This is a genomic window from Kitasatospora sp. NPDC054795 (genome assembly GCF_053611565.1).
This window is the reverse complement of the sequence record NZ_JBSHAP010000083.1, coordinates 1-25,546: the sequence shown is the minus strand read 5'-3', so window position 1 is coordinate 25,546 and position 25,546 is coordinate 1. Positions and strand designations below refer to the sequence as shown.

25 protein-coding genes, 1 pseudogene and 1 CRISPR repeat array are annotated in these 25,546 nt (G+C 73.1%); of the genes and pseudogenes, 22 read left to right on the top strand and 4 right to left on the bottom strand.

Going from position 1 to position 25,546, the window contains the following annotated elements; genetic code table 11:
- Positions 1 to 340 precede the first annotated feature (340 nt).
- From ACWGJO_RS26880 to ACWGJO_RS26855, 6 genes and pseudogenes are all read left to right on the top strand, one after another.
- Positions 341 to 901 (top strand): hypothetical protein, encoded by a 561-nt coding sequence (locus ACWGJO_RS26880; protein WP_452187559.1) that lies wholly within the window; start codon positions 341 to 343, stop codon positions 899 to 901.
- A 315-nt stretch (positions 902 to 1,216) separates the two neighbouring features.
- Positions 1,217 to 1,744 carry a hypothetical protein gene (locus ACWGJO_RS26875; protein WP_452187584.1) on the top strand — a complete coding sequence of 176 codons (528 nt, stop codon included), beginning with the start codon at positions 1,217 to 1,219 and terminating at the stop codon, positions 1,742 to 1,744.
- Positions 1,672 to 1,893: pseudogene (locus ACWGJO_RS26870) on the top strand (transposase family protein); the annotation flags it as partial. The gene ACWGJO_RS26875 and the pseudogene ACWGJO_RS26870, both read left to right, overlap by 73 nt.
- Before the next feature lie 148 nt (positions 1,894 to 2,041).
- The gene (locus ACWGJO_RS26865; protein ID WP_452187557.1) at positions 2,042 to 2,557 is read left to right on the top strand and encodes an ISL3 family transposase; all 516 of its coding nucleotides are present in this window, start codon (positions 2,042 to 2,044) and stop codon (positions 2,555 to 2,557) included.
- A 90-nt stretch (positions 2,558 to 2,647) separates the two neighbouring features.
- Positions 2,648 to 3,769 carry a hypothetical protein gene (locus ACWGJO_RS26860; RefSeq protein ID WP_452187555.1) on the top strand — a complete coding sequence of 374 codons (1,122 nt, stop codon included), beginning with the start codon at positions 2,648 to 2,650 and terminating at the stop codon, positions 3,767 to 3,769.
- Positions 3,770 to 4,041: 272 nt separating this feature from the next.
- Positions 4,042 to 4,281 (top strand): DUF5302 domain-containing protein, encoded by a 240-nt coding sequence (locus ACWGJO_RS26855; protein WP_452187553.1) that lies wholly within the window; start codon positions 4,042 to 4,044, stop codon positions 4,279 to 4,281.
- A 52-nt stretch (positions 4,282 to 4,333) separates the two neighbouring features.
- Positions 4,334 to 5,155: direct repeats of the CRISPR family, unit length 29 nt; unit sequence GGAGCTATCCCCGCGTGCGCGGGGCCGAC.
- A 202-nt stretch (positions 5,156 to 5,357) separates the two neighbouring features.
- On the opposite strand, the gene ACWGJO_RS26850 is transcribed toward ACWGJO_RS26855, so the two are convergent.
- The 4 genes from ACWGJO_RS26850 to ACWGJO_RS26835 form a co-directional block, all read right to left on the bottom strand.
- A complete protein-coding gene (locus tag ACWGJO_RS26850; protein WP_452187552.1) occupies positions 5,358 to 5,510 on the bottom strand; it encodes a hypothetical protein in 153 nt (50 codons plus the stop codon).
- Positions 5,507 to 7,090 (bottom strand): hypothetical protein, encoded by a 1,584-nt coding sequence (locus ACWGJO_RS26845; RefSeq protein WP_452187550.1) that lies wholly within the window; start codon positions 7,088 to 7,090, stop codon positions 5,507 to 5,509. Before ACWGJO_RS26845 ends, ACWGJO_RS26850 begins: the two co-directional genes overlap by 4 nt.
- Entirely contained in the window at positions 7,087 to 7,500 is a 414-nt protein-coding gene (locus tag ACWGJO_RS26840) for a hypothetical protein (RefSeq protein ID WP_452187548.1), read from the bottom strand. Before ACWGJO_RS26840 ends, ACWGJO_RS26845 begins: the two co-directional genes overlap by 4 nt.
- Positions 7,501 to 7,629: 129 nt before the next feature.
- Complete coding sequence (locus ACWGJO_RS26835) at positions 7,630 to 8,706, bottom strand: C40 family peptidase (protein ID WP_452187546.1); 1,077 nt, start codon at positions 8,704 to 8,706, stop codon at positions 7,630 to 7,632.
- A 458-nt stretch (positions 8,707 to 9,164) separates the two neighbouring features.
- Here ACWGJO_RS26835 and ACWGJO_RS26830 point away from each other — a divergent pair, with 458 nt between their 5' ends.
- From ACWGJO_RS26830 to ACWGJO_RS26755, 16 genes are all read left to right on the top strand, one after another.
- On the top strand, positions 9,165 to 10,067 hold the full coding sequence (locus ACWGJO_RS26830; RefSeq protein WP_452187545.1) for a hypothetical protein: 903 nt from the start codon (positions 9,165 to 9,167) through the stop codon (positions 10,065 to 10,067).
- Positions 10,012 to 10,368, top strand: coding sequence for a hypothetical protein (locus tag ACWGJO_RS26825; RefSeq protein WP_331768759.1), 357 nt, complete (start codon positions 10,012 to 10,014; stop codon positions 10,366 to 10,368). Before ACWGJO_RS26830 ends, ACWGJO_RS26825 begins: the two co-directional genes overlap by 56 nt.
- A 3-nt stretch (positions 10,369 to 10,371) precedes the next feature.
- Entirely contained in the window at positions 10,372 to 11,103 is a 732-nt protein-coding gene (locus tag ACWGJO_RS26820) for a hypothetical protein (RefSeq protein ID WP_452187543.1), read from the top strand.
- 1 nt (position 11,104) lies between these two features.
- Positions 11,105 to 12,976, top strand: coding sequence for a hypothetical protein (locus ACWGJO_RS26815; RefSeq protein WP_452187541.1), 1,872 nt, complete (start codon positions 11,105 to 11,107; stop codon positions 12,974 to 12,976).
- Positions 12,973 to 14,502, top strand: a complete 1,530-nt coding sequence (locus ACWGJO_RS26810) for an SCO6880 family protein (protein ID WP_452187539.1) — start codon at positions 12,973 to 12,975, stop codon at positions 14,500 to 14,502. The genes ACWGJO_RS26815 and ACWGJO_RS26810 overlap by 4 nt, the downstream gene beginning before the upstream one ends.
- Positions 14,502 to 16,031 (top strand): type VI secretion protein, encoded by a 1,530-nt coding sequence (locus tag ACWGJO_RS26805; RefSeq protein WP_452187537.1) that lies wholly within the window; start codon positions 14,502 to 14,504, stop codon positions 16,029 to 16,031. The genes ACWGJO_RS26810 and ACWGJO_RS26805 overlap by 1 nt, the downstream gene beginning before the upstream one ends.
- On the top strand, positions 16,028 to 17,764 hold the full coding sequence (locus tag ACWGJO_RS26800; protein ID WP_452187534.1) for a type IV secretory system conjugative DNA transfer family protein: 1,737 nt from the start codon (positions 16,028 to 16,030) through the stop codon (positions 17,762 to 17,764). The genes ACWGJO_RS26805 and ACWGJO_RS26800 overlap by 4 nt, the downstream gene beginning before the upstream one ends.
- Positions 17,765 to 17,776: 12 nt before the next feature.
- Positions 17,777 to 18,307, top strand: a complete 531-nt coding sequence (locus ACWGJO_RS26795; protein WP_452187533.1) for a hypothetical protein — start codon at positions 17,777 to 17,779, stop codon at positions 18,305 to 18,307.
- Between the two features lie 72 nt (positions 18,308 to 18,379).
- On the top strand, positions 18,380 to 20,347 hold the full coding sequence (locus ACWGJO_RS26790) for a hypothetical protein (RefSeq protein ID WP_452187531.1): 1,968 nt from the start codon (positions 18,380 to 18,382) through the stop codon (positions 20,345 to 20,347).
- 71 nt (positions 20,348 to 20,418) lie between these two features.
- Positions 20,419 to 21,042 (top strand): SMI1/KNR4 family protein, encoded by a 624-nt coding sequence (locus tag ACWGJO_RS26785; protein WP_452187529.1) that lies wholly within the window; start codon positions 20,419 to 20,421, stop codon positions 21,040 to 21,042.
- 167 nt (positions 21,043 to 21,209) lie between these two features.
- Positions 21,210 to 21,764, top strand: coding sequence for a hypothetical protein (locus ACWGJO_RS26780; RefSeq protein WP_452187527.1), 555 nt, complete (start codon positions 21,210 to 21,212; stop codon positions 21,762 to 21,764).
- Between the two features lie 562 nt (positions 21,765 to 22,326).
- The gene (locus ACWGJO_RS26775; RefSeq protein WP_452187525.1) at positions 22,327 to 22,677 is read left to right on the top strand and encodes a hypothetical protein; all 351 of its coding nucleotides are present in this window, start codon (positions 22,327 to 22,329) and stop codon (positions 22,675 to 22,677) included.
- Positions 22,678 to 22,722: 45 nt separating this feature from the next.
- Positions 22,723 to 23,904 (top strand): RICIN domain-containing protein, encoded by a 1,182-nt coding sequence (locus ACWGJO_RS26770; RefSeq protein WP_452187523.1) that lies wholly within the window; start codon positions 22,723 to 22,725, stop codon positions 23,902 to 23,904.
- A gap of 280 nt (positions 23,905 to 24,184) precedes the next feature.
- Positions 24,185 to 24,400, top strand: a complete 216-nt coding sequence (locus ACWGJO_RS26765) for a hypothetical protein (RefSeq protein WP_452187521.1) — start codon at positions 24,185 to 24,187, stop codon at positions 24,398 to 24,400.
- A 45-nt stretch (positions 24,401 to 24,445) separates the two neighbouring features.
- On the top strand, positions 24,446 to 25,159 hold the full coding sequence (locus ACWGJO_RS26760; protein ID WP_452187519.1) for an HAD family hydrolase: 714 nt from the start codon (positions 24,446 to 24,448) through the stop codon (positions 25,157 to 25,159).
- 72 nt (positions 25,160 to 25,231) lie between these two features.
- Positions 25,232 to 25,462, top strand: coding sequence for a hypothetical protein (locus tag ACWGJO_RS26755; protein ID WP_452187517.1), 231 nt, complete (start codon positions 25,232 to 25,234; stop codon positions 25,460 to 25,462).
- Positions 25,463 to 25,546 lie beyond the last annotated feature (84 nt).

Below are 25,546 nucleotides of genomic sequence, written 5' to 3'. Positions count from 1 at the left end.
CCCAAGCCTGACCTGCTCGACGTCGCCTGGGGTGTTGGCCGGACCCGGGTACGTCCCAGAGGCGGGGTCGAGTCGGCCCCGATCGGTCAAGCTCACCTGGCAAACGGTCAAGCTCGCCTGGCAGCCTTCCTGCAGCTCGGAGCGACGCGTCGTCCGGACGCCCGTCACTGCTGCGGTGCGCCCTTGCGGCCGGGGACCGGTCGGTCCACAGTGTGTGGCATGTGGGCTCCGCCGCCCGTCGGCCGGAGTTCGACGCCGACCTCCGACCCGGTCGGCCGCGGGCCCGCGCACAGATCTCGCCAAGGTCGGGGATCAGTTCCCTCGCATCCCAGGAGCATCGATGTCCTCTTCGCGTTCGTCCGGGTTCCCCCGCGTTCTCGGGTCCGTCGCCGTCGCGCTGACGCTCGCCGCGTGGCCGGCGGCCGCCGGCGCCGAGCCCGCCACCCTCGTGTCCGTCACCTGCACCGGGCAGTCCACGATCACCTACTCCCCGCCGGTGACCGACACCCCGCAGCCGCTGCAGATCACCGCCGACGGCAAGCTCGGCTCCGAGGCTCCGCTGGGGACTTGTACGGCGATCGGCGCCACACTCACCGGCGCCTCGTACCACGAGCAGTTCCAGACTCCGGCCCAGTCCTGCAACTCCACGGTCGGCACCCAGAGCGGAACCCGGGTCTACACCTGGGACGACAGCGAGACCAGCACCTTCAGCTACACCACCGTTCTGGTCCGTGTGGGCGGCCAGAGCGCCTCACTTCGCAGCGGAACCATCACGTCCGGCCGCTTCAGCGGCCTCACCGCTCAGGAACTCACCATCGTCCCCGTCCTCGACCCCCTGCTCTGCGCCACCACCGGAGTCCCCTCGGCCACCTCGCAGACCACCTTGACGATCGGAATCTGACCGGCAGAAAGCAGGGCCACTCACCGCCGGCCACGAGTACGGCGTACGGACCTTGCCCAGCCGACGGCTACGGCCTGGTGCGAAGGTGACCGGGCAATGACATCCGTCCACGCCGTTCTCCAACCCTTGACACAAGGCGGGTACCCGCTACCCGCACAGTGACGGCGAGGCCGCTGCCGCAACGGCTCACGGTGCCCGGGGGCGAATTTCTGCGGGTCCGTCAGCGAGAGGGGCGGCGCCACGACTGCCCAGCGCTCACAGCGTCCCCGCCGCACGCATTCGCGTCGCAGCGCCGCCTGATCACCCCGGCGCGGGGTGTCCCACGCGTGGGACAGCACCGACCTGGTCCTGCCGGTGCGCGCAGTCGTCGACCTCAGGGGCCGGGTCAGCGAGCTCACCGACCTGATCGCCGAACGTCTCACCGGCGCCCACCAGGACGCCGGCGGCACCATGCTCCCGGCCGAGCTGGTCCGCGGGATCGTCACCGCCGCGGTCGCCGAAGTCCGCGCCCGCCCCGACGTCCCGGCCGTCGAGCTGGAGGCCGGCCCCGCCCCGGACGGCATCACCCCCGAGGCCTGGCGCCGCCACGTCAGTGCCGGCCGCGACCTGGTCGCCCAGGACCGCGCGGCCCGGCACCGGATCGGTGTCCTCGCCTTGGAGGTCTCCCCGGCCTACCTCTCCGACCGCCAGGCCGAGGACGTTCTCGCCCGCTTCGTCAACGACATCGGCATGAGTACCGAGAAGATCCTCGCCTGGCCGCGTGTGAGGAGATGCTTCTTCTGCTTCCGCATCTCGCAGGGGTGCGGGTCGGGTGCATGGATGTGCGGGACGGACGCGTGGTGATCGAGGCGTCGACGCTGGAGGACGTGCCGGTGTCGTGTCCGGGCTGCCGGACTGCGTCAGGTCGGGTGCACAGCAGGTATGGACGGCGCCTGGCCGACGCGCCGTGTGGCAGGCGGGGCGTGGTGATCGAACTGTCGGTGCGTCGGCTGTTCTGCGACAACGGGGACTGCCCGCGGGTCACCTTCGCCGAGCAGATTGAGGGGCTGACCTGCCGCTACGGCCGACGGACGCCGGACCTTCAGCGGGTGCTCGGCGCCCTCGGCGTCGTCCTGGCTGCTCGGCATCGTGATCAGCCGGATGACCGTCCTGCGCCTGGTCATGGCACTGCCGGACCCTGCCTGGGCGACCCCGCGCGTGCTCGGCATCGACGAGTTCGCCACCAGGAAGGGCCGCCGCTACGGCACCCTTCTGGTCGACTGCGAGACCCACCAGCCCCTTGACCTGCTGCCCGACCGCGACGCGGACAGTGTTGCGGCATGGCTGCGCGGGCACCCCGGCGTCGAGATCGTCTGCCGCGACCGCGCGCAGGTCTTCGCGGACGGCGCCCGCGCCGGCGCCCCGAACGCCCAGCACTGCGCGGACAAATGGCACGTCTGGTACAACCTCGGCGAGGCTGTTGAACGCCTCGTCTCCTGCCATCGCGCCCTGCTCCGCGACCTTGTCGAACCCGCGCCTGAGCCCGAGCCGCCGGGACCAAAGCCCGCATCGGCCGAGGCATTCGAGGCTGCCGCAGAGCCGTCCGAGCCCTACCCGCAGGGGAAGTTCCTCGACCGGCTCCGCGGTACTCACGCGGCCGTCCGCGCCCAGGTCTAGCAGGGCCTGAGCCTGCGCGAGATCGCCCGACGCCTCGGCCTCGGACGCAACACCGTTCGCGAGTACGCCCGCGCGGCCAGCCCGGAGGCGATGCTGCACGGCCAGTGGCAGAACCGGACCAGCAAGCTCGACGTCTTCAAGCCCTACCTCGACCAGCGCATAGCCGAAGGCTGCACGAACGTCTCCCGGCTCCACCGCGAGCTGCAGGAACGAGGGGCACGCTGCAGCTACAGCACGCTGCGTGACTACGTCCGGCCGCTACGGCCCGACCGACAGTCCCCGGGGAGCCCGCCGCCCATCGCCCGGCCGCCCTCTCCCCGCGAGGCCACCGGCTGGATCATGCGCCACCCCGACCACCTGCGTGAGGACGACCAGCAACAGCTCAAGACCCTGCTGGCCCGCTCACCCGAACTCACGGCCGCCGCAACCCACGTCCGCACCTTCGCCGGCATCATGTCCAACCGCGAAGGAGACCGGCTGGGGCACTGGATCGCCGACGTCTGCGCGGACGAACCATGCGGCCCGGCCGGCTTCGCCACCGGACTGCTCTCCGACCTCGACGCCGTCGTCTACGGCATGAGCACCGACTGGTCCTCCGGGTCCGGTCGAGGGCCGCGTCAACGACCTCAAGGCGCTCAAGCGCAGCATGTTCGGCCGAGCAAAGCCCCCGCTGCTGCGCAAACGGCTCCCCCTGATCGCCGCCAGCCGCCGACCACTGCGCGTGTGACCGAGCTTGCGGAAGGGGAAGGCTGCTGCGCCGGGTCAGCGGCGAGTCGGCTGGGAGCGCTCGATGCGGTCGAGGTCACCAGCGAGAAGGTCGCTGTGGCTGATGGTGAAGTCTCCGTTGAGCAGAGCATCTCCTTCGCCGTAGTGCTGGCCCACGACAGCGGTGGGCAGGAAGGAACGCAGGCTGTGGCGCATGTCCTCGGGGTAGTCAACGGGTTCGCCCCACTCGGAGGGAGCCTGGTCGGTAGAGAACAGGACCCAATGATCCACGGGGACGGCGGCGTCGAGGTCTGGGGCTGCTCCCGTGTGGCAGTCCAGCGCGGGCACGGTCAGCCGGTCGGGGTCGAGCGGCGGGTACCACAGCAGCAGGGGCTTGGCGCGCTGTGCGTCAGCGTTGTCGAAGCAGCAGAGGACGATGGTGTGGTCGGGGAAGTGGTCGGCGTAGAAACGCATGAGGTCCGGGTTGAGGTCCGGCCGCCGGTGTGACGGCACCTGCTGCAGTGCGGCGGGGACGGCGGTGGGGTCAGCGGCCAAGCACCATTCTCGCACCGGCGGGCCGCCGACCCGCCTCGGTGGGGACCGTGGACGTCGCCGGGCAGCTGACTCAACACCCAGAAGTCCCGCCGGGACAAGCTCACCGCCGAGCAGGTCGAGCAGCTGGAGGCCGTCGGGGCGGCCTGGTAGGCGAGCCGGTTCTGGGACATGACATGGTGTCCCGTGAAGGCATCAACCCACACCACCCCACCAGGAGGTCCTGCATGAGCAGCGGCGCAGCATCAACTGAGAACCCCGAGAGGCCGGAGCCCGACCCGGACGCCGGAATCCCCGCGGCCACCGCCCAGGACGACGTCAAGGCCCGGTTCCTCGCCGCGCTGGAGCGCAAGCACGGCACCAAGGGCGGGAGCACGACCGGCGGCCCGAACGGCGATTCGAAGATCCATGGCGCGCACGCCGCGGCGGGCGGCAAGCGCAACTTCCGCCGCAAGAGCGGCGGCTGACCGCGCTGGTGCGCACCGGAGCGGCCAGGCCCCGACTGAACGGGCAGAGCCGGGAGCTATCTCCGCGAGCGCGGGGCCGACTCCATCGCGGCGAACTGCCGCCCGGTGATGCGGGAGCTATCCCCGCGTGCGCGGGGCCGACCACCGCCCCAGAACCGGCAGGCCTCGTCCCCCGGAGCTATCCCCGCGTGCGCGGGGCCGACGTGAGGGATGCTGCCGGTGCCGCTCATGCGCTCGAGCTATCCCCGCGTGCGCGGGGCCGACTTCGGGGTGAGAAGGAGAGCGCCGACAAGCGGGGAGCTATCCCCGCGTGCGCGGGGCCGACCGGGATAGAGGGTGGTGGTGCCGGTGTACCGGGGAGCTATTCCCGCGTGCGCGGGGCCGACTGCGCTGCGGGCCCCGGGCAACAGCTCGTGCGGGAGCTATCCCCGCGTGCGCGGGGCCGACCACCGACGGGTTGACGCACCGTTCGAACATCAGGAGCTATCCCCGCGTGCGCGGGGCCGACTCGCCAAGGCCGTGCACGTCCGCGGCCGACTTGGAGCTATCCCCGCGTGCGCGGGGCCGACGGCCCCGACGCGTCCGAGGGTGACGCCCGCGCGGAGCTATCCCCGCGTGCGCGGGGCCGACTGGTCGGGTCGCTGAGGGGGGCGAGCCGGACGGGAGCTATCCCCGCGTGCGCGGGGCCGACGTCGGCCACCACTCCGGTCTGGCGGTCGCCCGGGAGCTATCCCCGCGTGCGCGGGGCCGACAGCGAAGGTCTCCGAGCATCCAAGTCGGGCGAGGAGCTATCCCCGCGTGCGCGGGGCCGACTAGCGGCGGAAGGAGCCCGCCGCCCCAGCTCAGGAGCTATCCCCGCGTGCGCGGGGCCGACACTTCCTGACCTGCTGCGATTCGGCTCAGAGCGCGCCAATCCATTCAGTTCGAATCCAGATCCCCGCGGGTGCCGGGCCGACGCCCCAGAGACTCTCTCTCCCAGCTACGCCCCAGCACGCTGGCTCTGAACCTTCAACAGCATCGTACGGGCTGTCCTCAGGCATGGGCGTAGGGGACGGTTTCGCCGGTGACCGCATCGGTCAGAGCCCGGGGCGGAGAGGCTGACGCAGGTCGACCTTCAGGTCGGCGATGCCGCCGCCCTCCTCGTCTCCCCGATCGGCCGCCTCGCCGCCGTCTCCGAAGTCCTCGGCCCACGCCGCCTTCTTGCACCGCCCGGCGGGTCCATAGTTCATAGGCCCAGGCCGCCCCGCCGTGGACGCCGGGTCGGCTGCGGGTTCTGTCCGGTGGCGGCGAGCCGGGCCGCTGAGCGTCTGAGGGTGATGCGGTCGGCGGCCTGGCGGTCGGGGGCAGAGGCGAGCCTGTGCTGGAGGTGCTGGGCGGCGAGGTCGGCTCCGAGCGCCGAAACCACATTGGCGAGGGCCCGCTCGGCGGCCGCGCTCGCCCGGCCGGCGGACCGGTACTCCTCGGCGAGTTCGGCGCGCCGGTCGGCGGGCAGCGGCCGGGCCGGCAGTCGGTTGTGCCCGGGGCCGGAGGCTCGCATCATCAGCCGCCGGGTTTCGGCCAGGCGTTCGGCGAGGACGGCGTGGTCCTCGGCGAGGTGCTGGAGGCGGGCGGAGATCTGGCGCAGGGCGTCGCACCACACCGGCAGGGCCGCGGCGATGTCGCAGGCCTGACGGGTGGGTCCCCCGTGGCCGTGGGACAGCCGCCAGGCCGGGTCGGCGTAGAGGAGCCGGCCCACCCGGTCGACCAGGGCGTGCGACTCCGCGGTGACGGCGGAGAGGGTGTTGTCGGGAGCGGAGCGCAGGGGGAACCAGCAGGCGCGTACGCGGCGCCAGGCGTGCTCGGCTGTTTCCCAGGCGGTGTCGGCGGCGTGGACGGAGGCGAGGTGGGCGGACACGGTGGCGGGAGCATGGGTGGCGGCGTGGGTGAACAGCAACTGGGTCAGCTGGTAGACGGCGAAGGCGTTGGAGGCTGCTGTGCCCATGGCGGAGGCGGTGTGCGCGTGGGAGTCGTCGCCTGCCTGTACGGCGCGCCAGCTGATGTCCGCGAGCCGGTCGGCCGAGGCGGCGGCGCCGGTACCGAGCTGTGCGGGGGTCTCCGCCGTGCGGGGCGGGTCGGGCTGCGGCAGCGCGCGGGGCCGTACGGTGTCGAGCGCCACGGCGCCGAGCCGGACGTCCGGGTCGGCGGCGAGCGCCCGGACCTCCTGCTGCACCACTCCCAGCTGGTCGACGACCCGGCCGAGGGCACCGATGCGCTCGGTGAAGGACGCGCTGGACGTGGCCGAACCAAGGCGGCCCACCAGGTCCGCGACCGTTCCGGCGAGAGCGAGGACCCTGACCAGGACGGCGGTGCGCAGCTGCGTGCTCTCCAGGGCGAGCCCGTGGCGGGTGAGGGGTCGGCCGTCGGGATCGGTGTGGGTGGCGAGCAGGTCCAGGCCGGTGCGCAGGGCCTGGACGGCATGGGGGACGTACCGGGGGGCCTGGAACGCTTGGAGGGCCGTGAGGGCCGGCGGCTTGCCGTAGGCGGCTCTGAGCTGTCGGGCGGCTTCGGCCAGGGCCACGTGCAGCCGGGCCCGGCGGGCACTGGCCGGTGCCGTCGCCGGGCCGGGGCCGGTGGGCGCCCGGTCGGGCAGGGTGTCCACCGGTTCCCAGGCGTACCGGGTCTCCACGGCGAGGAGGAGGTCCAGCAGGTCCGCGACCTGGTGGCCGACGGTCCGTCGGTAGAGTTCCGAGCTCCGCTCGATCGGCAGGTGGTCGGCGTCGGTGAGGCAGCTGCCCGCGAGGGCGACGAACTCGCCGAACTCGGCGCTCACCGGGCGGTCTGCGCCGGGCGGAGCGTGGTGCGCACCGTGGCGGCGGTGTGCCCGAGGAGGCGGACGGCAACCAGGGCGGTGTAGGCCTCGTCCGGCGTCGCTGCGGTGGCGGCCGCTGCCGAAAGCCGAAGCTCCGCCTGCTCCAGGAATTCGGCGAGCCGTCGGCCGTCGGCGAAGGTGAGGTCGGTTTCGGGGTCGTCGCCGTCGTCGGGCTCGGGCAGGAAGCCGCGCAGCTCGATGGCGTGGTTGAAGGTGCTGCAGGCGGCCAGCGTGTCGCCGCCGGTGTCGGTGGTGACGGCCAGGGCCCAGTACCCGGTCTGGTGGGCGAGGGACCAGGCCGCCGAGAGCGGGCCCTGGATGTCGGGCTCGGCGAGGCGGGCGGCGATGCGGTCGAACCAGGCGGTCGTCATGGTGGACTCCTTCGTCGGTCGTTGCCGTGGCGGTCAGGGTGGCGGGTCCGACCGTCCCCGGGGCCGGTGGTGCGGGTTCCTGTGGATAACCCGGGGGTTATGGACAGATCCGGTCACCCGGACGGGGGATCAGGTGACGATCCGGCGGACGGCGACGACCTGGTTGGGGCCGCTGCCGGCTGCTCTCCAGGCCTGATAGCTGCCCGTCCTGATCTGGAGGCCGGTGCGGGGGGCCTCCAGAAGGCGGCCGTCGCCGATGTAGAGGGCGACGTGGCCGGGGCGGCCCGGACCGCCGTCCGTTCCGGTGGTGAAGACGAGGTCGCCGGGCCGGACGCTGTCCGGGTCGACCGGTTGCCCTTCCTCGACCTGGGTGAACGTCGAGCGGCTCAGCCGGATCCCGGCACGGGCGTAGGCCTGCTGGACGAGGCTGGAGCAGTCGCACCGGTGGGAGGGGGCGGTGCCGAGCGGGTCGGTGCAGTCCCCGCCGAAGGTGTACCAGCCACCGCGTTGGGCGAGGGCCCAGTGGATGGCGGCGGCGGCCTGCGGGTGGGTGCCGGCTGGGACGTCCCATCCCGGTGGGAGGGCGGCGTCGGCGTCGGCCGGCGGTCCGGCGGGCGAGGGGGCGGTGAAGTCCGGGACCGCGGCAACGACGGCGGCGACGTACTGCTGGGTTTCCCGGTAGGGCGGGATGCCGTGCGCGGCTTGGACGGCGTGCCAGCCCGCGTTGTAGCCCGCGAGCGCGAGCTGCCACGGGTCGGCGGCGATGCCGGAGTCGCGGGCCTGGCGGATCAGCGAGCACATCATCCGTCCCTGGGCGTCGATCGCGTCGGCCGGATCGAACGGGCTGCTCACCCCGTTGCCGTCGGCGTCCCGGCCCCAGGTGCGCCACGTGTCCGGAACGAACTGGGCGATGCCCTGGGCGCCCGCCGGGCTCTGGGCGTTGGGGTCGAAGCCGCTCTCCCGGTGGAGCTGGGCGGCGAGCCTGGGGGACGTCAGGCCCTGGTCGCAGGCCCCGGCGGCGCGCTCGATCATCGGACCGTACGGCGCCGGGACGCTGCCCGGCCGAAGCGCGCTGCCGTACGGTCCGCGCCCCGGGGCGCTCGCTGCGGCGGGTACGTCGGTGGCGGCCGCCAGCAGCACCAGGGCGAGCAGTCCGGCGGGTGCGGCGACCGCGCCGCCCGCCAGCAGGATCGTCCGTTTGGGCACAGTCCAGGTCCCCCGATCGTGTGGCACCCGTCGGCGTGTCAGGTACGGACCGGCCGGGCAGGCCGGCGCGGTCGGTGGCGAACGTGTGCTTCGGGCGCTGCCTGCCGCACCGCCGGAGTCGGCCGACCTGCCGACCGGGCAGGTGCCCGGAGCGGCCGGACGCGAGGACTCGCGGACGGCGACGCCGCAGGTGGGCCGCTGCCTCGACGGCCGGCATCACCTCCGGCCGGCCGTCGAGACAGCGGAGACAGGGCCGCATTCCGGCCCCGGCCCCGAAGTCGGTGGTGTCGTACGGCACCGGCGCACCCCTGGTCACGATCCGCTCCAAGTCGATCGCCGAGTGTAAACAGAGCTGGTCGTCACTGTGCTAGACAGTGCGGCTACGGCCAGCGATGGCCATGAACTGGCATCGAACTGGCATCGCTGAACATCGGTCAGGTGGGAGGGAGGGAACATCGGTGGGCAGGTCCGCGCCCGTGGCCGGGCTGCACGTCGGCGCCCGGCTCGTCGTCCCGGTCCTGGGGGCGGCGGCCGGCAGCGGCCGGAGCACCGTGGCCCTGCTTGCCGCGGCCGGACTGGCCCGGCTCGCCTCGACGGTGGTGCTCGACAGCGCGTCGACCGCGTCGTCGCCGTGGCGCCGCTGGCCGCTGGCCGGCGGCGCCGGGCTCGTCTCCGTACCCGTCGACCGGCCACTAAGCACCGGTCAGGTCCGCGCCGCCGCCTCGTCCTGCCTCGACGGCCGGGTCCAGGTGCTCACCGACCGCAGGCCATGGTCGGAACCGCCGCTCGCCCTGCCCTCGGCGCCGTCGGCATGGCCGGCTCTGGCAGGAGCCGGCGGCTGGCAGGTGAGCGTGGTGGACACGGCGCTGACCGTCGCGGACGACCTCGGTGACGCCGGGGTCCACTCGCGCACCGCCCAGTGGATGCTGCTGGAGGGGGCGGTGCCGGTGATCTGCTCGCCGACGTCGCGGGAGGGCCTGGAGGCGGCCGCCGTCGCGATCGCCGCAGCCGAGGCCGCGTCCCTTCCGCTTCAGCGGTGCGTGCTGGTGCTGGTCGGCATGGCCGGCGGGATGCCGCGGCAGTGCCGGGCGGTCGCCACCATGCTCGTGCCCCGGGTCGGTGCGGTGGTGCGGGTGCCGCACTGCCCGGCCTGGCGGGCGCACGCCCTGCGGACCGACCGGCTCAGCCGCCGGTTCGAGGCGGCCGGCACCGGGCTCGCCGACACCCTGATCACCACGGCCGAGAGGTCCTGGGGCCCGCTGCGGGCCCCGGCCGGGACGGCCGCCACTTCGGAGGATCCCTCACATGACGACCTCTATGTCGCTGCTGGCAGCCCGGCTGACCACCTTGCCGCTCAATGACCCCACCACCGCCCCGAACGGGTCGTTCTACGACGTCGGGAAGGGCTTCAAGCCGGAGATCCCGTCCGGGGAGGTCGGCAGCGCGCTCACCACGATCGTCAACTGGACCATGGGCATCTGCCTGGTTCTCGTGGTGGCCGCGCTCTGCGCGTGCGCCGCGATGGACAGCTTCGGGTCCATGTCCGACCGACCCGAGATCAGTGCGCGGGGCAAGGCGGGTATGCCGAAGTGCTTCCGCGGGGCTGTGATCATCGGACTGGCGTGGCCGATCGTCTGGCTCGGCGCGAGCCTGAAGGGCTGACGAGTGGACTCCGTCGAGCTCCGCCGACGCCGGGCCCTGCGCACGCTCGTCACCGGGGCGGCCTTGGCGGCGGCCGCCGCCGCGGGCGCGGTCGCGGTCCTGATCTGGCAGGCCGATCCCGAACCCCGGGCCGGCACTGCCGCGCCCGCCAGCGCCTCGGCCGCCGCCGCGCCGCCGTCCGCGAGCCCGTCCACGGTGGTGCAGGCGGTGCCGCTGCCCGCGCCCGCCCGGGTCGAGAAGGGCATCCCGATCGGCTACCCCCACACCATGGCCGGTGCCGTGTCCGCGGCCGCCCACTACACCGAGGCCCGTGACCTGCTGAGCCCTGACGCGGTGCCCGGGCAGATGAGGGTGATGGCCGGCCAGGACGACGAGAACTTCTTCAAACTGACCTCGCTGGCGATCGCGGACGCCCGGGACTGGCGGCGCCTGCTCGGTCTTCCCGCGGCCGGGGGCAGCACCGGCTCGGACTTCATCGCCCTCCAAGTCCGCGCCTACCAGGCCACTGCCGTGAGCGCGGACGCCGTCGACGTGTGGCTGCTGACCACCCAGACCCCCACGGTCGGCGGAGTCCAGCACGGCACCGGCGTCTTCGCCATCGCCGCCCCTGTCGTGTGGGACGAAGGCGACTGGCACCTGACCGAGAAGAAGATCACGCAATCCCCGGTCGTCGAGGATCCGGGTACCGCGCAGGCCGACGCTGCCGGCTGGAGGCCCGTTGCCTACCAGCACTAGCGTGCGGCGCGCAATGCTGGTCCTGGTGCTCGTCCTGGCCGCGCTGACCGGGCCCACCGCCGCGTTCGCCGCCGCGCCCCCGCCGGTTCCCGTCCCGGGCGCCACCACCGGAACGCCCTGCCCCGCGCACACCCGGCCCGTCGGGCAGCCCGAGAAACCGACCGCCACCGGTCTGCAACCGAAGCCCCCGGCCGAGCAGATGGACGCGCGCGGCGGCTGCGTACCGCTCGACGAGGACGGCTGCCAGGCCCTCGGGCTGAGGGATGACCCGCTCACCACCTGCGTGTACGCCACCTTCAAGCACAAGTACTGCGACGCCGATCTCCTGCCCCTGCCCGGGATGGAGGTCTACTGCGAGAACGCCGACAAGGAGATGGCCGCGTGGTGCCAGCAGCACACCAACAGCACCCACTGCATGGTCGGCGCCAAGCACAGCCTCGCCGCAGCCCTGAAGAACCCCGGTGCCGCGATCGCCGACGAGGGGACCAGCCGCCTCGCGCGCACCTTCGCCAGTGCGGCGAAGTGGGTGCTCGGGGAGATGGCCAAGACGGTGCTGGAGGGGTCCGTCGTGGACCTGGACGCGGACGGCATCTCGGACACCCTCGCCCTGATGCTCCAGCTGTCCGCCGTCATCGCCACGATCCTGCTGTGCGTGGAGGTCACCCGCACCTGCGTCTCGCACGAGGGCAAGGGGATCGCCACGGCGGTCACGGGCCTGGTCGAGTGGGGGCTGAGCTGCGCGGCCATGTACACCGTCACCCAGACCCTGATCTGGGCCGCCGACGACGTCTCCAACTGGATGATCCGCTCCTCCGGCCTGACCACCGACCAGTTCGTCGCCCGTATCAGCGGCCTGTTCGCCGGGATGGACACCGTCTCCGAAGTCGGTTGGCTGCTGGTGCTGGGCGTCGTCGGTTGCCTGGTCGCCGGGCTGATGTGGATCGAGTTCATCTTCCGGCATGACGCCCTCGACCTCCTTGTCGTGGCGTTCCCGGTGTCGGCGGCCGGGGCGATCAGCGAGTTCACCCGGCAGTGGGCGTCGACCGCCCGCAAGGCCGTGTACTCGATCGTCATGATCAAGCCGGTCGTCGTGATCACCTTGCTGATCGGGCAGGGCATGGTCGGCGCGGCCACCACCGTCACGGGCGTCGTCGGGGGCCTGCTGGTCGTCGGCGTCGGTGCCGTCGCCTGGCCGGTGACCGCCCGCTTCATGCCGTTCGCCGGCGGGGGTTCCAGCGGCGGGTCGGTCGCGAGCGGCATCATCGGCGCGGTCGGCGGCACCGCGGCCTCGGCGATCTGGGGCCGCGGCGGCGGGGTTCCGTCCGGGAGCGGCGCGGCGCCGCCGGGGCCGGCGCTGGCCAGGGCGGTGGAGTCGGACGACGCCGACCGGCGCAGGGCGGACGACGGACGACGCTCCTCGGCGGGCCGCGCGGTGATGGCCGGGCTGATGGCCGCCCAGGGCGTGAAGGCGGGCACCGAGCTGGCCTCCGGCGGTCTGGACGCGATGGCCGCGCACGCCGGGCTCGGCTCCGGGCGCGACATGGGCGGTTCCGTCAACCTCCCGCCCAGCCGTTCCGGCGAGGCCTCCGCGCCGGCCGGGTCGCCGGGCACCGCAAGGGCCCCGGCCGCTGCCGCGCCCCGTCCGGCCCCCGCTGCCCGGTCCTCGACCGCACACTCCGGCGCGGCTGCGGCGCAGCCCGTTCCGGCTCCCGGTACGCCGCGCACGGCCCCGGTGCGCCCGGCGGGCGCACCCGCGCCGCCGGCTGCCCCACAGCCGGTCGCGACGGACGTCCCGGCGGCCGCCGCCCACCCGACCCCGGCACCGGTCCCGCCCCTGCCGGCCGACCCGCCATCAGGAGGTGAGGGGCCGTGACGTCCCCCGAGGAGCCGGCGACGTACGGCGGCTGGCAGCGCGAGCGCAGCCCGTACCTGGGCGAGCTGAGCCTGAGCGGACTGGTGACGGTCGCCGGCGCGGGCCTGGTCGCGATGCTGCCGGTCTACACCCACGCCTGGGCGGGCGAGATCGTCGCCGTGCCGATCGCGCTGCTGCTGCTCGCGGCGGTCTACCTGCGGGTGTACGGCCTGACCGCGGCGGAGTGGGCGGTACTCACGGTCCGATTCCAGATTGCTGTCGTCAGGAGGCAGACGATGTTCTTCAGCGGCGTGTTCGCGCCCCGGCGAGCCGACGGGTCGCGGCGCACGGACCTGCCCGGCGTGCTGGCCCGCCTGGAGTTCCTGACGGTGCCCACCGGGGCCGGCCGGGAGATCGGCGTCGTCCACGACCCGCTGCAGGGCCACTACTCGGCGATCATGGAGGTGCGCTACCCCGGGATCGCGCTCGCCGACACGGCCCGGGTGAACGCCCGGGTCTCCGGCTGGGGCGGTTTCCTCCGGGGGCACTGCGTCGAGGGTGGGCCGATCGTGCGGATCTCGGTCACCGACCGGTCCGCTCCCGAGGACGGCACCGCGCTGATGGCGTGGACGACCGGCCACCTCGACCGGGGTGCGCCCGCCGCAGCCCACGACCTGGTCACCGCTCTCGCCGCCGAGGCGGCGCCCGCGGCGTCCACCCGCCGCACCTACCTGACCGTCACCCTGGCCGCGTCCCGGGTCCGCCAGGACATCAGGAGCTCGGGCGGCGGCACCCTGGGGGCGACGGCCGTCCTGGTGCGCGAGCTGCTCGCGATGCAGGGTGCGATCGCCGCCGCCGACCTCCAGGTCGTCGCCACGCTGACCGTCGGCCAGATCGTCGAGGTGATCCGCACCGCCTACGACCCGGGCGAGGTGCCCGTGCTCGCCGCCCATGCGGCGGCCGCCTGCGCACCCGGGTGGGCGGGCACACCGCCGGGGGTGGAGGAGTCGGCCGCCGGCCCCGCCGCGGCCGAGCAGCACTGGAGCCGCTACCGGCACGACAGCGGCGTGTCGGCGAGCTTCGAGGTCTACGGCTGGCCCGAGGGCCGGGTGTACGCGAGCGTGCTGACTCCGCTGATGAGCCCCTCCGGCAATGCCCGGCGGAGTGTCTCGCTCACCTACGAGTGCCTCGGTGCCCGCACCGCCCGGGCCACGCTGAGCCGCGAGCGCACCAAGGCCGACGTCAAGCGCCGGGTGCGCGCACGGGGTGGGCGGATCGAGTCCCTGGACGAGCGCAAGGCGCTGGTCGACACCCAGGACCAGGACCACGCCCGCACGGCGGGCCACGGCATCGCGCGCTTCAGCGGCGTGGTCACCGTGACGGTCGACGAGCCCGACGAGCTGCCGCTGGCGACCGCCCGGCTGAAGCGCGACGCGTACACCTCCGGCCTGCGCCTGCGCGAGCTCTACGCCGCGCAGGACTCGGGTTTCGCGGCGACGCTGCCGCTCGGGCTGGGTCTGCCGGTCAAGCGGCGGGCGGTGATCTGATGGGTCGCCTGAGCGACTGGATGCGCCGCGGGGACACCGATCTGAGCTCGATCGGCCTGCCGGACGTCCTGACGACCGGGCCGGCGCCGGTTCCCGCCCAGCGCGGACGGCGGGCACCACGGCGCCCGGCCGCCGCACCGCCGACGCCGCTCCTGGGGTGGCCCGGCCCCCATGCCGGAAGGGCCGTACGGGTCGCGGCCCCCGAGGTCCACCGCTGCGACACCCACAACGTCTCCGGCCTCTACCCCTTCGGGGGCGGCTCGGCCCTGCCTCCGGTCGGCGCCTACATCGGCCACGACGTCCTGACCGGCCGGCAGTTCTCCATGCACCCGGGCGCATGGGTCCAGCACAAGATCGTCTCCAACCCCGCCGTCCTGGTCACCGGCACCATGGGAGCCGGGAAGAGCGCGCTCATCAAGGCCCTGTCCACACGGCTGGCGGCGTTCGGCGTGAAGGTCCTGATCGCCGGTGACGTGAAGGGCGAGTACGGGCGGGTGTGCCGCTGGCTGGGGTGCGAGCCGCTGGAGCTCGGCCCCGGCCTGCCCGGGCGCGTCAACCCCTTGGACGCCGGCTCGCTCGGCGACGGCCTGGAGCGCGTCACCGACCCGGTGGAGTGGCGCGAGCGCCTCACGGAGATCCACCGGCGCCGCCTGAGTCTGCTGTGCACGCTGCTGGAGCTGCAGATGCGCCGCCCGCTGACGCCGGAGGAGACGGAGGCGATCTCCGCCGCGATCAAGGAGGTCACCGGCCAGCTGAGGGGCACCACCGTCCTGGCCACCCCGACGCTGCGCGCCGTGCACGCCGCCCTGCGCGACCCGAGCACCGAGATGGCGCGCGAGCTGCGGATCCGGGGCGAGGACATCCAGGCCACCCGGGAGGCGACCAGGGCGTCCCGGGCCGCGCTGGCCACCATGCTCGACGGGCACGTCGGTGACCTGTTCAGCACCGCGGAGTCCTCCCCCAGCCGCATCGACTGGTCGGCGCCGATGGTCAGCATCGACATCTCCCGCACCCGCGCCTACGGCGACGAGACCGTCGCCATGATCATGATGTGCATCTCCAGCTGGACCCAGGCCGCGATCGACCAACCCGACGGGCCCCAACGCCTGGTCGTCAGGGACGAGCTGTGGCGGGCGCTCCAGGTCGGCGGCGCCACGGTGATCCGCAAGCTGGACAGCGACCTGCGCCTGCACCGGGCCGACGGCGTCTTCGACCTCGCCGCCACCCACAGGTTGAGCGACTTCGAGGCGGTCGGCGCGGCCGGGAGCGAGGCGGCGATGATCGCCCAGCACATGGTCTCCTCGTTCGACACGAAGATCACGATGGCTCAGGACGCCAAGGCCCTGGGGCCGATCCGGGACGCGGTCGGTCTCACCGACCCGCAGGTGGAGCTCATCTCCGGCTGGGGCCGCGCGCACGCCGGCCGGGGCCTGTGGATGCCCGGCCGCTCCGGCGCCTTCCCGGTCCAGCTCCACCTCACCGAGAAGGAGAAGGAGCTGTACCACACGGACGAGCGGATGGCCCTGTGACGAGCGACCAGCGCTCCGAGCCGACCTGGGCCGCGACCGTGCTCGGCGCCGCGGTGCTGTGGCTGCTGGCCTCCGGCCTGATCGCCGCCCGGGCCGCCGCCCTGCTCACCGGGACCTCCTGCCGCCTGCTCGGCGGCGCCGGCCTCGCCGCCGTCACCTGGCCGCTGCGCGGCCCGGCCGCGGCCTTCGCCCCGGCACCGCCGAGCTGGCTGTGGTGGCCGCTGCTGATGCTGATCTGGGCCGGCCCGGTCGCGGGCGGGACGTGGCTGTGGATGCGCCGCGGCACCGACCCCGGCGCGGACGGCGCCCGCTGGGGCGGCCGGGCCACCGAACGCCGGCTCCAGGTGCCCGAGGAGCCCGACCGGCGTCGCAACCGCATGGCCTTCGGCCGCAGCAGGGCCCGCCGGAACTGGATCCTCGCCGCCAAGGAGAACATCTCCGCGACCGTGTTCGGCCTGCCGGGCAGCAGCAAGACCACCGGGCTGGTGCTGCCGATCGCCGCCGAGTGGTACGGCCCCTGCGTGATGACCACCGTCAAGGCGGCCGACCTCGACGTGGTGTACGCGCGGCGGGCGGCCCTGGGCCCGGTGCACGTCGTCGCCCCGGCCGGCCTGCCCGACCGCCCCACCGCCCGCTGGTCCCCGGTCGACTACTGCGCCGACGCCAAGGCCGCTGACCGGATGGCCGGCTGGCTGGCCGACGCCGCCTCCACCGCCGGCGATCCGCGGTCCGGCCCCTGGGTCGACCAGGCCAAGGCCGTCGTCAAGGGCGTGCTGCTGGCCGCCAACCTCGCCGGCGGGGACATCACCACGTTCCGGCGCTGGCTCGCGCTCGCCGAGGACGCCGCGGACGAGGTCCGCGAGATCCTGGTCGACGGCGGCCACCCGGACGTCGCGGACGACTACGCCGCCGCGTTCGCGCTGCACCCCGACGGCGTCGGGAGCATCAAGTTCACCCTGAGCGTGATCACCAAGGTCTACGCGGACGAGGAGGTCCGGGCCACCGCCGCGGCCAGCGACTTCACCGCCGAGGAGGTCCTCGACCGGTGCGGCACCGTCTGCCTGATCGCCAGCGAGGCCGACGGCGAGCGGTTCGCGCCGCTGCTGACCGCCATCACCGCGAGCATCGTGCACGCCGCCCAGGCCCGCTACCAGCGCACCGGCCGCCCCCTCGACCCCGCGCTCGGCCTCGTCATCGACGAGGCCGGCAACTGCTTCCGCTACAAGGCCCTGCCGAGACTGCTGACCGTCGGACGCGGCATCGGCATCACCGTGCTGACCGTGTGGCACGACCTCAGCCAGCTGATCGGCGTGCTCGGCCGGGAGGCCGCCAACACCGTCATGAACGCCTCCGGCCTGCGCATGCTGCTGCCCGGCAACGCCGACCCCGAGACGCTGAAGGCCTTCACCAACCTGCTCGGCCGGGCCCTGGTGACGAGGACGTCGACCAGCAGGGGAGGCGGCGGCAGCTCCACCTCCGAGCAGCTGGTCGAGACCGACCTCGCGCCCACCCACGTGCTGCGGGAACTGCCCGACTTCACCGCCATCGCCGTCTACGGCAACCAGCGCCCGGTGCGGGTGAGGCTCCGCCGCACCTACGCCGACCCGGACCTGATTGGGCTCCTGGCCGGGAAACCCGAGCCGACGGCTGCGGCGGGCCCCGCGCCGGTGGTGGTCCCGCCGGGGCCGCAGCATTCACCCACGACACCCCCGGTCCCGCTGACCAAGTCCTGAGGAGAGCACCCCGTGTCCGAGACCTGCACCGACCTGACCGACGACGGCCTGGACCCGGCCGATCCGTGGACGGACGTCCCCGAGCCCGACCCCGCGCCCGTGCCGCGGATCGTCCTGCGCGACATGGAGCCGGAGGAACGGCGCTCCCGGCTGGAGGAGCTCGGGCACTGGCTGCGCTGGCTGGTGGAGGTCAACCCGGAGGCCCGGGCTTCGGTACCGCCCTGCTGGCACCGGCACGAGGACGTCATCGAGGTCCTCCTCGCGCTGCAGATCGGATGGGTCCGCTCCTACACCTGCCCCAGCCCGGGCCGCGACACCGCCGAGGCGGACTGGCTGATCACGGCGAACAACCTCCTCCCGACCACCCGCCGCGCGAAGTGCGCCAACGGGCACGCCGACCCGGCCAGCCGGCCCTGGGGCGGGCCGGACGAGGAGACCCTGCGCCGATGGCTGGAGGAGCCCGGCGGCCTCGGCACCCGAGAGCGCGAGCACCCCAGCCCGGCCCTGGCCGCCGAACTGAGCACCGAGGAACCGCCGCTGTAGTACGCCGGTCCGACGACACCCCGCCCACCCGCCGAGGCCCGGTGGACACCGCCCGACCCCGAGGAGGACCTGATGCCACCCGAACCCGCCGAACCCGACACGGGAGCACGGGACCGGCTCACGCCGGAGGACGCTGCGGCCGGCGGCCCCACCCCACCGTCCACGACCGGCGGGACCGTCCGGGAGGCGGCGGCGGCCGGCACGGCCGACGGCGCGGAGCCGTCCTACAGCGTCTTCGGCGACCCGGCGTACGGGATCGTCGAGTCCCGGCGGGTCGGCGAGAGCACCTACGTGCGCGCCTACCGGCGCGGAACCGAGGAGGAGTCCCTCTGGGTCCACCGGGGCGGGGAGTCCGAGGAGCTCATGACCAGCGGCGGGGCGTTCCGGCCCCATGACGCCTACCGCGCGATGACCGGACCGAACGCCCCGACCTCGCTCTACGAACAGCTCGTCGAGGAAGACGACCTCTGGATCGTCCAGGTCCGCGACCACGAGAGGTGGGAACGCGAGCGCGAGCGGGCCGAGGACGAGGCGGCCCTGCATGGCCTGAACGCGGGGCCAGGCGACGGCGACGACATGACCCAGGCCGAGGGCGACAGCACGACCCGGGCCGCGACCGACGGGGGCGCCGCCGCGAAGTCCCTTTCCACCGGCGACGGTTGGATGTCCGACGCGCTGGCGCTCACCGCCGACATGCCGCAGGAGCAGGCCGCGCTCCTGCGGGAGCGCCTCGGTGTGCTGACCGCCACCCTGCGGGACGACCGGCACGAGCCCGCCCCGGGCGACGCGGCTCAGGCCGGGCTCCCGCCCGAGCAGGCCCTCGCCGAACTCACCTCCGCCATCGAGACCGTACGGGCCCGCGCGGAATGGTGGCTGGCGCTGCCGCAGTGGGCACAGGTCCAGTCGGTCCAGGCGGCCGCCGTCGGGGCCTGGTCCGCCGTCACGGAGGCCGTCGGGCAGCAGACCGTGCTCGCCGACGGCGAGTACCGGGCCACCCGGCTCCTGCGGGGGATCTGCGCCGCGGCCTGCCGGTCGGTCGCCCGCCACGCGGCCGACCTCGCCCACGACCTCACCACCCGCGGCTACGGCGGCACGCCCGCCTGGACCGCGCTGCGCGCCCTGTCCCGGCGGGCCGGAACTCTGGCCGCACGGGTCCTCGGCCGTCCCGTCGACCGCGCCACCGCCCGGCGCCTGGCCGCGCTCGACGCCGAGGTCGCGGCGGTGGCCAGGGCGGAGCGGGCCGATCGGCGCGCGGTGCTGGCCGACGGTGCCGACCGGGTCGCCGCGGCTTTCGCGGCCTGGGCCGGCACGCCGACGGGCCGCCGGCTGGCGCGCTCCGCCCATCCGCGCGTCGCCGCACTCCGCAGGGCCTGGCAGGGGATCCCACGCCCCGGCGTCGAACCGGTGGCGGTGGCACGCGCCTACGCCCGGCTGGCGAGGGCGGCCCGTTCCCTGGCCGACGCCGCCCGCGCCGCGCGCCGGTTCCGCAGCGCCGACGTGGCGGTGCTGGACGCCGTCACCCGGGCCGCGGACGAGCACACCCGCCGGGTCGCGCCCGCCGCCGGCCTCACGCCGCCCCCGCCCGTCGTCCGGCACGCCCCGTACGCGACCCGGCAGGGCGCGAGCGGCGGCTCCATGCTGGTCGCGGACGCGCTCAGTGCGTGGGCGGCGACCGAGATGGGCGGCGAGCTGCGTGGCTCCCGACACCCCCGGGTGGCCGCGCTGAGGGCGGCCTGGAGGAACCTTCCCCCGGTCGACCTCCCCGACGGCCCCGCCGCGGCAGCCAGGGCCTTCCACCAGGTCGCGCACCGGACGCGGGCCTTTGCCGAGGCGGCCCGCGCCAGCGGCCGCTTCCGGCCCGCCGACCTCGCCGCCCTGGACGCCCTCGCCCTCGCCGCCGCCGTCCACGCGGGCCGACTGGCCGCCACCGCCGGCATCGTGCTGCCCTCCGGGGCCGGTGCGCCGGCGACGCCTGCGCACCAGGCGGCGGCGGTGCGGTTCGACGGGCCGTCACAGCGGGCACCGCGCACAGCGGTCTGAGCTCCCGTCCCGACCGGTCTGAGCTCTGGTGCCATGCGATAGATTGCGGGCGACACGAGAGAAGAGCTCGCATGGACTCCCGCATCCCGCGGTTGCGACGCAAGCTGGCACGCATCCCCTACGTGCCCACCCGAAGCCACTCCTTCGGGGAGGAGCGGCACGGGTTCCGTCTCGGCCCCCGCCTCACCGAAGGGCAGGCGGACGTCTTCGAGGCCGAGCACGACGTGGAACTTCCACGGCCCTATCGAGACTTCCTCACCACCATGGGTGGCAGCGGCGCGTCTCCGTACTACGGACTGATCCCGCTGGCGGGCTGCACGCTCTTCACGATGAACTCCCGGGACGCCAGCGCGGGCCCGAGAGGATTCAGCCGGGCCTACCGCCCCACCCGCCGTGGGGACCTGTTCCTGCACGTCATCGAACGCGGCTGCAGCGATCTCGTCCTCATAGGCCTGACCGGACCTCTCACCGGGCGCATGCTCATCGGCAACGCAGACGGCTTCTGGGGTCCGAACGTCTCCTCGGCCCCGGACTTTCTGGCCTGGTATGAACGATGGCTCGACCAAATGGCTGCCGGGCGGGACAACCGCGCCCTGGAGCTCACTTCACCCCAGCTCCCACCCCACCCCATCCCATTCGGCAGCGACTCGCTCACTCCGCGTGGCCGCTCCACAGAAGTTCAGCCTGTCGTTTAGCATCCGGCTTCGAACAAGCGGGCCCGTAATGCCAGGCTGTGGTCGTGAGAATCGCGAGGGACGACCAGCCAAGGCCGCTGTCGACGTGCTGGCTCTACTGAATCGCCGTACCGACCGGGGACCAAGCGGGAGTCATTGCGTCCCTGGGCCTCACCCGACCCGTACCCGTGACGTTCGCCGAGGCCGAGGCCGTCATCGACGAGGACGGACACGGAGAGGCGGAGGACAATCCGGATGGACTGGCCCGGGTGTACGTGAGTCCTGAGATCGAGGGATGGACTCTGGTGATCGGCCCGTGGTGCGATCCGTGCAACACCGACAGACGCGACGAGGTCCTGCGTCTGTGCGCCGACCTCAGCTCCCGCTACGGAGTGGCGCAGGCGTACTACTTCGGCACACAGAACGACGGCTCGGCCTGGCTGATCGCGGAGCACGGGGTCGTGGTGCGGCGATACTGCGAGACCGGCGAGACCGACGACGGACTCCTCACGCTGGGACGACCCCTTGTGCAGGAACAGGCCGAGCGGCAGCGGATGGGCCTGCCGCCGCTGTGGAACGAGAGCGAGCGCGACAACGAGGCCGAGGAGGAGTGGAAGTGGCGGGCGTTCGACATGGCCCCCGAGATCGCCACCGCCCTGGGTATCAGTCCGCTCGCACTGACCGCGTCGATGCGCGTGCACGGCGTCGGCGTTCTGGCGGAGACACCTGCTCCGATGTACTGAACACTGCATTCAGCTCTTCGCGGCGGTCCTTCTCGGCTCGGTGCCCTTCTTGTGGTGGGCGCGCCGAGCAGACGCCTCGCCGGCGGCCGGGACTCTACCCACCTCGTGGCGGGCGGCGGGCAGTCTGTTCTTACGGGCCCAGGGCCGACCGGCGGGAAGCGGCGGCACTCGTGAGCCGTCTGCGAAGTGACGATGACTCAACTCGGGATACTTCAAGGGCTGTTGGCTTGAAGCACATCCGGCGTATGACCAGAACATGCCAAAGCATGGCCGGTTGTGACCGTTGAGCCGGGGAAAAACGGAATAGGCAACTCCCTTCGTGACTGAGCTGTGTAGATTCCTGCTCGGTTCGGGCGACGGCGCAAGCCGCCACCCGCCCACGGGAGTTCTTTCACAACCGGCGCGGGCGGCGCCTCGCAAGCCGCACCCGCCTCCCGTACGCCCTACCGCGAGCGGAACCGTGCACCGACCATGGGCACGCGAACAGTGACCGACCGCCGCCGAACGCCCGCATCCGTATCGATGCCCGGTCGCGGCCGGCGGCCTCACCGAGAGGACCTCGATGGCCATACCCCTGCGCACCCGCCTGACCCAACGGCTCGCCGCCCTCGGCACGGCGCTGCTCGCCGTGCTCGCCGTCGTCCCGCTCGCGGCGGCCCCCGCCTCGGCGGTCGCCGCGAGCCCGATCTGCCTGAGCGGCACCTTCCAGTACGACTACCAGAACGCGGAGGAGGGCCCGGCCAAGCCCACCCGGACCAAGCCCGTCCGCAACGCCAACGTCGAGCTGTGGGGCAGCGAGAAGGCCGGCGACACCCCGCACGCGCTCGGCGACTACGACCTCACCGCCGTGTCCGACGGAGGCTTCAAGCTCTGCTACACCCCCACGACCACCACGACGATGAACAGCATGTGAGTACGGTTCTCCTCCGAGAGCACCAGGATGTGGAGGGTCCTGTCCATGGACGTGCCCTCCTACCGGTACACCGTCGACTCGCCGGTCCAGCAGAACCTCTCCGCGAGCGCCTCCCTCGGCGTCATCAAGCCCCCGGCCCAGACCTCCCGGGCCTGGCACGTCCTCGACACCCTGAACCTCCTGTGGTGGGGACGCGGCAACCCGGTCAGCGACTGCTGGAGCGCCCGCGAGCCGAACAGCGACTCCTGCACCGAGCTCACCGTCTTCTGGAACCCCAACTCGACCAGCGGGCCGGTGTACAACCTCGACAACAGCATCAGCCTCTCCGCCGCCGACCCCGACTCCGAGCACATCGTCCTGCACGAGGGCGGCCACTTCCTGATGGACCGCCTCTACGGCGGCATACCGCCCGAGGGCATCTGCACCCCGACGTCCATCTGGACGGCCAGCAACCGCTCCTGCGCCTGGGTCGAGGGCTTCGCCAGCGCCGTCGGCGCCTACCTGCTCGGCGACAACCGCTACGTGTGGTCGAACGGGAGCAGCACCGAATTCACCTACGGCAGCGGCTGGGACATCGGCGACGCGGTCTCCGGCAACATCGCCGGTTCCCTGCTCGACCTGTGGCGGAAGGTCGACGGGGGCTGGCAGGGGACCGCCAAGGTGATGCTCGACCACACGTCGTCCACGTTCGCCGACCACTACAAGACCGTCCGCCCCGCCGCCGTCCCGCCGCTGGCCACCACCGGCGCGGCGCTCGACCTGCTGGCCCGGCACACCATCTACTACGGGCCCCTGCCCGTCGGCGACGGCCGGCCCCACTTCCTCTCCAACGGTGGCAACCTCGTGCTGTCGCACCAGGGCGGCGGTTGCACGGTGCTCCCCAACAGCTACGCCTCCATCTACGACAAGAGCCCGTCCGACCTCGGGCAGCAGTGGCGGCTGGACGCCAACGCGGACGGCACGGTGCGCATCCACGACGGCTGCAACCCCTCCCTCTCCCTGACGTCCAGCGGCTACCCGAGCTACCGGGTCACGGTGAAGCCGTCCGACCCGCAGTCCGCGTCCCGGAAGTGGCGGGTCGCCCGGAACGACGACGGCAGCCTGAAGATCACCGACCCGAACACCGGCTACGTCCTCGACACCCCCAGCAACCAGTCCGGCATGGGCGCGACGCTCACGGCGCCCTCCGCGACCAGCGCCACCCAGCGCTGGACCACCCGCGACTGACCCGACGTCCACCGCTCGCGGAGCGGACCGGGAAACGTGCCGGGAAGCGCGGAGAGACCGCTCGGGCCACCAGGGCCGGGCGGTCTCTGCTGTTCAGGCGGCCCCATGCGCCAACACGGCCGGCTGCCGATGATCCCGATTGTCGGAGTGAACAGCGCCCTGGGTTCCGAACCCGCGAGTCCGGATTGCGTCGCACCCCGGCCCCTGCCGCTGCCGCGGCTCACGGACGGGCGCATCTGGCCTTCCGCACTCCGGCACGGCGATCGTCTCGCCCTACGACGTGACGGCCCGGTTCGCGCGCCGCGGCGACACCCGCTGGAAGGGCTTCCTCGCGCACGTCACCGAGACCTGCGACGAAGGCGCCGTGAACGTGATCGCCGACGTGACCACCACCAACGCCGTGATCCACGACAGCAAGACGCGCCGCCCGCATCGAGGAACTCGGCCGCATCGGGCGGCCTCTGCGGGAGTGCCTGTTTCCGAAGGTCGCTCTTGATCAAGGGCCTGTGCTGGATCGGCGTTGCCCGCCAGAATGATCGGCATGACGATCCGTGGAGTGCTGTTCGATGTCGATGGAACCCTGTACGACTACGAGACGGCCGAGGAGGCCGGACTTCACGAACATCTGGTTGCCGAAGGGCTCTCTGACCGGTTCGCGTCGCCGGCGGAGGCGCTGCGTGTGTGGCGGGAAGTCAGGGAGGAGGAGTACCCACGGTTCCTGAGCGGCGAGTTGACGTTCGCCGCCCAGAAGGCCGCACGGATACGACGATTTCTCGCACAGGCTGGAGTGGTCGGCGCAGTTGAGTTGACGGACGAGGCGGCTACGGCGTGGTTCGCGAGCTACGCGGTGCGCAGAGATACGAGCCGACGGGCGTTCGACGATGCTCAGTCGACGCTGGGCGCGTTGGCGGGTCGATTCCGACTCGGCGTCGTGTCGAACTCGGTGGCCGCACACCAGCGCGCGAAGCTGGATGCGATCGGGCTGCTCGGTTACTTCACTGAGCCGTTGGTCTGCTCCCAGGAACACGGTGCCGCCAAGCCGGCGGCGAGCATCTTCCTGGCGGGCTGCGAGGCACTGGGGTTGACGCCCGCCGAGGTGGCGTACGTGGGTGATGACTACGAAAAGGACGCGGTCGGGGCGCGGGACGCAGGGTTGCAGTCCGTCTGGTTGGATCGCTCGGCTTCCGGAGGTGCGGGTGCCGTGGGCGCTGGTGTCCGGGTGATCGCCTCGTTGAGGGAGCTGATGAGTTTGTGATCGGTGCCCGCTTTGGATCTGCTCAGCCCCTTCTGAGCAGGGAAACGGGCACTGTCGGGGTGGACATGGAGCGTGAACGAGATCGAGGACCAGGACGAGGCCCTGCCGGAGCTGTGCGATCTGTGCGGCACGGTGATCTCCGACGGGAGCGAGTACCACGCCCTCGTCCGGGACTCCTCGGTCACGCACCGCACCGACCCACGCCTCGACGGCAAGAGATTCATCACCGCCTGCTCTCCCGAGCACGGGCGGCAGCACCAGACCGTGCGCCAGGGCGGTAGTCCTTCGGCAGCGGTCGGGTAGCCGGGACACATTGCTGTGCCCCGGCCCCCTCAGAACCGGCCGTGCCCGTTTCCGAGCAACCGGCTCAAGCAAGCCCCAGGGACG